Consider the following 8,050-nt stretch of genomic DNA (forward strand, 5'->3'; position numbering starts at 1 on the left):
GATAAGAAGAGCCGGTAGTAACAGCTACCGGCTCCGACCTCAACGCGTCGCCCGTCCAGAGTTTTAGACCACGGGCATCGCTGATGCTGCGATTGTATCACGTCTTGCCGAAAGCTTTCAGGTTTTCGAGCGTCCAAAACACCACATCTTTATCAAGCGCAGCCAAGCACCGAGGGTGCCCTGTCAGAGGCACCCTCACTCACGCAGGAGGTTACGCGAGTGCCGCCGCGTTCGCGCCGGCAACGCGGCCGAACACGATGACGTCAGTAATGGAGCAGGAGCCCAGACGGTTGGTTCCCATCTTGTGACCCGCCTGCTCGCCGGCCGCGAACAAGCCGGGGATGACGGCACCAGCGGTGTCGAGCACCTGCGCGTCGGGGTTGATGTGCAGGCCGCCCATGGTGTAGTGCACGGAAGGCTTGTACGCCAGGATGTAGTACGGGCCGCCCTCGATGGGGTTGAGCTTGGCGCGGTAGTTGAACTCGGGGTCCTTGCCGTCTTTGCAGTAGCCGTTCCACTTCTCGACGGTCTTCTCCAACTCGGCAGCGTCGATGCCGAAGGGCTCGCACGCCTCGGCAATGGTTTCGCCCTTGGTCATGAGGTTGCGGCCCATGAGGCCGTCGAACTCGGATGCGTTCACCGTGGCGATGTCGGTGTGGTCGAGGCCGTCCTGATTGAAGATCATGTAGCCGACGCCGTCGGTCTGCACTTTGATGGCGTTGGAGATGACGTCGCGGCGCTCCATTTCCTCCACAAAGCGGTCGCCCTCTTTGTTGAAGCAGATGGCGCGGTTCTCCAAACGCATGTTGCCCACGTAGAGCAGCGCACCGGTCACCGTGTCGCAGGTGGGATAGGTTTGGATGTACTGCATGTCGATGAGGTTCGCACCGATTTTCTCAGCCATCATGTGGCAGTCGCCCGTAGCGCCCACGGAGTCGGTGGAAAGGATGCGGTCGTCCATCTCGGCGTTGTACTTCGTGCGCATCTCAACATTCGAGCCGAAACCACCTGCAGCCAGCACGACGGCCTTGCATTTGAAGTCATAGGTGTCACCCGTGGCGGTGTTCGAGGCTTTCAGACCCACCACGGCACCGGACGCGTCTTTCACCAGCTCGTCGGCTTTGGTGTTGCGACAGATGACGAGGTTCTTCAGGCCCTCGGCGCGCTTTTCCAGCTTGCAGATGATGCCGCTGCCTTCGTTGCCCTCGGGGATGAGGGAGCGCGAGACGGAATGCCCACCGAAGAAGCGCTGGTAAGGCTGCCATGCCACGCCGCCCTCGAACACCAGCCAGTCAAAGGCGCTCTGTGCGCCCTCGCAGATAACGTTCACGAGCGCCGGGTCGCCTACGTTGTCGCCGCCCACGATCATATCCTCGGCCATCTTGGCAACGCTGTCCTCGATGCCCTCTTTGTGCTGGAACCAGTTGTTCGGCACGGCCATAGCGCCGCCCGACAGGATGGTGTCGCCGCCCGTAATGCCCAACTTCTCCAGCAGCACGACCTTTTTGCCTGCGTCGGCCGCGGTAATGGCAGCGGCATAACCCGCACCGCCGGCACCCACGACCACCACGTCCACGGCCTGCTCAAGATTCTCGGGCGCTGCAGGAACGGCCTTGTCGCGCTTCTTCCACTCGCTGGCCTTCATGCCCGAGTTGTCCACAGCCTGCTCGACCGCCGATAGGAACGCCATGCTCGAAACCGTGGCGCCCGAAACCATGTCCACGTTGAGCGTCTGGTTGCTCACGATGAGGTCGGACACAATGTCCATGCCCGTCGTGCCCACGCCGTAAGACTCGCGCGACTTCAAGATGTTGATGCGAGCGATGTTCGAGCCCTCCGTGATGACCTCGACCTCGATGGGGCCGCCCTTGCCGTTAGCCGAACCCGTCCAAGACTGCGCGCCCGAGCCCTCAGCAGCGCTCGCCGTCTGCGCGTCAGACTTGCCCTGCGGGGCGCATCCGGCCAAAGCAAACGTTCCGCCAATCGCCGCCAGCGCGCCGCCCGTGATGAAGTTCCTGCGAGAAAGATTCGACATAGTGCCCTCCTTGTAATTACTCCCAATACTTACGAATCCCCGATCCGTCGAGGTCGATACTAGATGCCAGCAGAAGCCCGAGCATCACCGCTAAGGTTTGAAACCGAGGGAAACCCAGGGGCAAGCACCCTCAAACCTCAGGGGTGATGCTCGTTGAACTGGGAATACAGCAGCTAATGGAAAAGTAAGTCACCGCAATACGGAGCATTACCTCGGCCTAGGCTACGAGCGCCTCTGCGCAGGGGCAGCTTCTTCGGCGAAGGTGCAAACGCTACGGGAAGTCGCGCTGCTTGCTTTCAATTCTTTACTAAATGAAGCGCAGTCATTTATCGTGTTCGGCTTAGGTAAAGCCCCTTGCCCAAAAACTGCGATTATGGCTATAATGCAGGCGAGCCGCAGGGAGAGTCTACTCCCCACGGCTCTCGAATCGCTTCGGCGGTTTGGCTCTTTGTTACGACTCCTTGTCCTTGCGGATCGGGAGTCGCTCCTTTATTACCACGATAAAGTTCATCGCGCTGGATGCAAACTCAAGGATTGCCGCAATCAAGGCCAAAATGGTCATGGTCTTCCACCTCCCTCCGCTGTCTCTTGAAAGAGCTCTCGGTTGAGAAGGGGTGTGGAACCGCGCCGCCTCCACGCTCGTGGATCCATCCTAGCGCCGCAACCTTGCAGATCGACCGTACCTATGCCGGTTTTTCACCGCAGGATTCTTGCGCGGATCAAGCAAATGCACCCTCGAACCTTCGACAGAAGTCGCACAAGAATTCGAGGGTTGTCGCGCCAAAAAGCCGCCGCTCAAGGGAGGGAGGAGCGGCGGCTTGCGAATCTTGGCCTAAGCCGAGCGGCTCAGGCCAAGGACGGTACGGCGGCAAAATCAGTGCCGCACCTGATAGCCTCGACAGGCAAATCATTCCCGCCGAGCCGAAACGGGCGGCGACGAAAACGTCGCCACCCGCGAGTAAGCTAGATCTCCAAGCTCGGAATCTCCTTGGCAGCGTCGCCACCGGCGGCGTTGATGCCCGCAATGCGACCAAACGTCACGCAGCGGCCATGGCCGATGCCCGGAACGTAGGTCGGATAGTCGCCAGCGCCGAAGAACTCGCCTGCGGCCGAGCCGCACACGTACAGGCCCTCGACCGGCTTGTCCTCGGCATCGAGCACGCGGCACTCGAGGTCCTGGCGCAGACCGCCGCACATGGTGAGCAGACTGGCCACCAGCTTGCCGGCGTAGAACGGTGGCTCCAGCACCTTGCCCATGACCTCGGGGCGTTTGCCAAAGTCGACATCCTTGCCCAGGTCGCAGAGTTCGTTGTAGCGGTCGACCGTCGCCTTGAGGTTCTCGGCCGGCACGCCCATCGCACGGGCCAATTCCTCAAGCGAGTCCGCCTTCAGCGTCTGGCCGCTTTCGACCTCGCCTTCCAGCACGATCTTCTGGGCTTCCAGGTTGTACTCGCCGCCCACCGGCTGCGTAAGCTGGCCCCACTGCAAGCCGCCGCCCAATCCGGCGTCGATCTGCTGCTTCACCTGCTCCAAGCCTTTGGAGTCGTAGATGCTCCATGCTTCCTTGTTCGTTTGCAGCGCCTTGGTAACGCTCTTGGACTGGGTGTTCACATCCTCGTTCTTGAAGCGCTTTCCTTCCCAGTTCACGTGCAAAAAGCCGTAGCTGGCCGCACCGAAGTCGAGGTGCATGACGGCCGAATGCGGCTCGGACTTCTGCATGGCAGCACCTGCCCAGAGGGCCTGCTTGTGCATGTCGCCGGTGTCGCAGTCGGGCGGGTTGTAGAAGCGGCCGTCCATGGCGTAGGCGGTCATGGGCGAATAGTAGTGGAACATCTCGTCATCGGCCGCGTAGTCGCCTGAGGCGATGATGACCGACTTCGCGTTGATCTGCGTGTACTCGTTCTTGCCGGTGGAAACAATGGCGCCTGTAACGGGACCGTCACCCTCGCGGACCAAGCGCTCGCTTTTCGTGCTCCAGCGGATCTCGCCGCCGTTTTCCTTGATGGTCTCGTACAGGGCGGGCACCAGCACGGCGTTGCCGTACACGTCGCCCACACCGGAGCCCTGGTAGAACGTGAAGTTCACCGTCTCTTCAAGCTTGCCGGCCTTGTAGAAGATGTGCGTGACGGGGTACTCGGTGTAGTCGGGGCCCTTGTAGTAGCCATCCCAGAGCATCGCCTCGAGGCCCTTCTTGGCCGCCAAGTCGTAGAGCCAGTCGAAGCACGTGCCGCTCTTGTGGGCGAACTCCCACAGCAGCGGCTCTTTGACACGGCCTTGCGCCCAGTTGATCCAGCGGCGCACGACGTGGCCGTAGTCGGGCTCGGTCAGCAGGCCCTTCCCCGTCAGGTCTTGCTGCACCTTGGTATGGAAGCCGGCGATGTGCACGCCGCGCGCAACCACCGTCTCGGGGTTCTTGTCGACGACGATGACCTTGCCTGCACCCTCTTCGAGCGCCGCGATGGAGGCGCAACAGCCGCCCAGGCCCGCACCGATGACGAGCACATCGCATTCTTCGGTGCCCTTGATCTTGTCCGCAGGAATAGCTTCAGGCGCGATCTCCCAGCTATGGGTGCCCGCAGCATCAGGACCTGCCGTGGCGCCGTTTTTGGTCTCGGGTGCCGCAGCCTTGTCGCTCGCCGTCACATCAGCCTTCGACTGCGGCGCACAACCGGCCATGCCGGCCACCGCTGCGCCCGCAAGCGCGGCACCGCCCAGGCCCAAGAACGAACGGCGCGAAAGGCCTTTGTTGACCTGCTCGTTTTGCTTCATGGTAATTCCCTCCTCATCCCTTTTCCCTTCGCCCGGTCCTCGTCCTCAGATTTGGCCCTCTTGGCCCTAGCCTTCTGAACTCGCTTGAGAAACCGGGTGCGATTTCCCTATCGCATAACTCGAACCTTACCGCCGAGAGCCCCTCGCCCGCGCCCCGTGTACTGGGGGAAAGAGCCGCATCGTGCATAATTCCCCCAGGCAGGGGGATGCCTTCCCCCGGTGTCGACCGCCGAGAACCCTTACCTCGCGTATAATCATGCGAGGGAGCGGCTTATCGGAGCCGGAGGGAGGGTAAGCATGGCATCATCGCTGCGCAGAGAGTTGTGGCGCACGCCCGATTTGCTGGGCTTTGCAGCCCATTGGATATGGATCTGGTGCGTGTTCTGGAGTCCGTTGTTCTACAAGGAAAGCGAGCACTTGGACGCACTCGCAACGGGAACCGGCCTCGTGCCGCTCGAGCCGCTTTGGGTCGTGTCGCTGCTAGTCAACGTCGTAACCATAGCGTTCTTGCTCACGCTCTCCCATGTTCGGAATCCTCTGGGCGACATCAAGGGGCTTCCTTTGGCCGGGGGAGCCGTGACCGCGCTGGGAACCCTGGCCCTGTCGCACTCCGCGCTGGTGCTTGCAGGCAGTGGCGCATCGCTCCTCTATGTTACAGGAGCCGTGCTGACCGGCATCGGAAGCGGCATCGTCGTGGTGATGTGGGCCGAGCTCTTCGCCTCGCTCGGATCGAAGCGCACGGTGAGCTACAGCGTGCCAGCCCTGCTCATAGCCGCAGGCCTGTACTTCGTCGTGCGGCTGCTGCCCATCGATCCGGCACAAGTGCTGGTGGCTTTGCTTCCGCTTGCCAGCATGGGGCTCTTCCTCCACTACAAGCATAGCGCTCCTCGCCTACCGCGCCGCAACCGTAACGTACGGGTGAAGGAGAAACCGCCTTTGAGGCTCATCGCCATCGCCCTGTTCTTCGGCGCATCCTTCGGCATTATGAAGGGGCTTTTGGCACCGGCCGGAGACGAGTGGATCGTCGTACGGGACCTGCTGAACATCGTCGCCATCGTAGGCGGCACCATTGCCATTTTCGTTACCATGAGCGTGTACAAGATGGACTTCGACCACCTGACCTACCAGATAGCACTGCCACTCATGGCGGCAGGCTTTCTGTTCCTACCGCTATCGGAGCCGTGGAACGTCATAGGAACCGGTGTTCACCAGGCAGGATACCAGTACTTTTATATCGTGCTGTGGGCACTCTGGGCCGTCGCCGCATCACGCGGCAACGTGCCCGCCGGCTGGGTGGCGGGCTGGGGCCTGCTATCGATCCAGCTAGGTCAGCTCGTCGGCTCGATAGCCGCCTCCCTGGCTGTCGGCCTTATCACCACGGAGTTGCAGTTGGCTATGCTGTCGGCGGGTTTCATCTTCGTCATTCTCATCATCGCCTTGTTTGCTCTAGGCGGCGGCTCGGCGAACACCGCCTGGGGGTTCGTGAAGCCCGTGGAGGAAGCCGACACGGCATCCGATTTCGAGAAGGCCGGCACACGCTTGGCCCGCCGCTGTCACTTGTCGCCTCGTGAAGTGGAAGTGTTCTTCCTGCTAGCGAAAGGCCGCAACCGCGCGTTCATCAGCGAGGAACTGGTCATCGGGGACGAAACGACCAAAAGCCACATCAAGAGCATCTACCGCAAGACCGACGTACATTCGCAGCAGGAGCTGATCAACCTGATCGAGGGCGAGGGCAAAGAGGGAGCGTGAGCGGCTTCCCGCCCATCTCCTGCCAGCACTGCAGACCTGGCATTCCTTAGCTAGAGAATCCCTCTCCCCTCGCGTCCCGGCCAGCGTCCGGCACCTCGCTACCTCTTCCACTGCCACCCGCATCTCCATCTCGTTACCGCCCTTTGATAAGAGCGACCTGGCCACTATGGTATCGTATATGCCTGCATACTGAACACACCCAGCGATAACATCGTTGACAGGGGAATGAAGGGACCTGCTATGCCGAACCGCCACAACGTCGAGAGAGATACAAAGACCGACGCGAAGCTGGAAACCAAGATAGAAGCGCTTGAGGAAAAAGAGGCGCGAACCCAAACGGTGTTGAAGAAAAAGATTCCCTTGATCCTAAAGGTGTTCGCCATCCTGTGCATTGTCGGCGGCGTGGCTGTGCTTCCTATGATGGCTTTCGTCATCGTAGTCATGGTATTCGCTCTGCAAGATGGCAGCTTCGCTGGCGACTCTACTGCCACCGTAGTGCTGCTTTTCGTGGAACTTGCCCTTCTCGCCGTGCTTGCCGTGGCATTTGTTGTTTTTGGCATTCGCTTGCTGCGCGACAAACGACGCAATGCAGCCCAGATGGCAGAAGTGCTCACCGGTCTGCTCGTGGCCGCCATCCTTGTGGACATCATGCTGTTCGGGCTGGACGAAACGCTTATTTTCTACGCCGTGCTCATGGTGTTCCTCGTTGCGCTGACCAGCTACCTCGACCCGTCGCTCGCCGAGGAACGCGAATTGCAGCGCAAGCTGCGCGACATGGAAACGCGCGAGGACGCCAAAGAAGGAACGCTCGGGCGCGACGAGACGGGCAAAGGGTTCATCGCCCTGAACTTCTTCAACCTGTTCTGGATATTTGTCGTATGCTGCGTGCTGGGCCTGATCATCGAGACGGTGTATCATTTCGCCGCGGTGAACCCTGGTCACTACCAAGACCGTGCCGGCATGCTGTACGGGCCGTTCTCCCCCATTTACGGCTTCGGCGCAGTGCTCATGACCATGGCATTGAATCGCTTCCACAAGAAAAACTTCATCGTCATCTTCTTGGTAAGCGCTGCGATCGGCGGCATCTTCGAATACCTGACCAGCTGGTTCATGCAGTACTCCTTCGGTATCGTGGCGTGGGACTATACCGGCACCTGGCTCTCTATCGACGGACGCACCAACGGCATGTTCATGATCATGTGGGGCTTCTTGGGGCTTGCCTGGATCAAGCTGCTGCTGCCTCAGATGCTCAAGCTGGTGAACCTGATTCCTTGGAATTGGCGCTATGCTGTGACGTCGGTGTGTGCGATACTCATGATTGCGAACGGCGCTATGACCCTCGTCGCCCTGGACTGCTGGTACGGGCGCATGGCCGGCAAAGCGCCCGATAGCGCCATCGACCAGTTCTGCGCGGAGCACTACAACAACGAGTTCATGCAAGAACGCTTCCAAAGCATGAGCATCGACCCCGAGAAGGCAACCCGCGCGAACTGACGC

General features: G+C 60.5%; 4 protein-coding genes. 2 read left to right on the forward strand and 2 right to left on the reverse strand.

Annotated elements, in window-relative coordinates; genetic code table 11:
- Positions 1-211: 211 nt before the first annotated feature.
- Both RR842_RS10075 and RR842_RS10080 read right to left on the reverse strand, forming a co-directional pair.
- Positions 212-2,035 (reverse strand): flavocytochrome c, encoded by a 1,824-nt coding sequence (locus RR842_RS10075; RefSeq protein ID WP_332565660.1) that lies wholly within the window; start codon positions 2,033-2,035, stop codon positions 212-214.
- 963 nt (positions 2,036-2,998) lie between these two features.
- Entirely contained in the window at positions 2,999-4,804 is a 1,806-nt protein-coding gene (locus RR842_RS10080; protein WP_332554397.1) for an FAD-binding protein, read from the reverse strand.
- 297 nt (positions 4,805-5,101) lie between these two features.
- On the opposite strand from RR842_RS10080, the gene RR842_RS10085 reads away from it, so the two are divergent.
- Together RR842_RS10085 and RR842_RS10090 are read left to right on the forward strand one after the other, a co-directional pair.
- Entirely contained in the window at positions 5,102-6,553 is a 1,452-nt protein-coding gene (locus RR842_RS10085; protein ID WP_332521408.1) for a helix-turn-helix transcriptional regulator, read from the forward strand.
- A 240-nt stretch (positions 6,554-6,793) separates the two neighbouring features.
- Positions 6,794-8,047, forward strand: coding sequence for a putative ABC transporter permease (locus tag RR842_RS10090; RefSeq protein WP_332712741.1), 1,254 nt, complete (start codon positions 6,794-6,796; stop codon positions 8,045-8,047).
- The last annotated feature ends 3 nt before the right edge of the window (positions 8,048-8,050 follow it).

Origin of the sequence: Gordonibacter sp. (genome assembly GCF_036667095.1) — a bacterium.
Lineage (GTDB): Bacteria > Actinomycetota > Coriobacteriia > Coriobacteriales > Eggerthellaceae > Gordonibacter.

Bases quoted from the DNA above. Each gene is read 5' to 3' on its own strand.
- RR842_RS10075 (WP_332565660.1), bottom strand. From the start codon at position 2,035: ATGTCGAATCTTTCTCGCAGGAACTTCATCACGGGCGGCGCGCTGGCG.
- RR842_RS10080 (WP_332554397.1), bottom strand. From the start codon at position 4,804: ATGAAGCAAAACGAGCAGGTCAACAAAGGCCTTTCGCGCCGTTCGTTC.
- RR842_RS10085 (WP_332521408.1), top strand. From the start codon at position 5,102: ATGGCATCATCGCTGCGCAGAGAGTTGTGGCGCACGCCCGATTTGCTG.
- RR842_RS10090 (WP_332712741.1), top strand. From the start codon at position 6,794: ATGCCGAACCGCCACAACGTCGAGAGAGATACAAAGACCGACGCGAAG.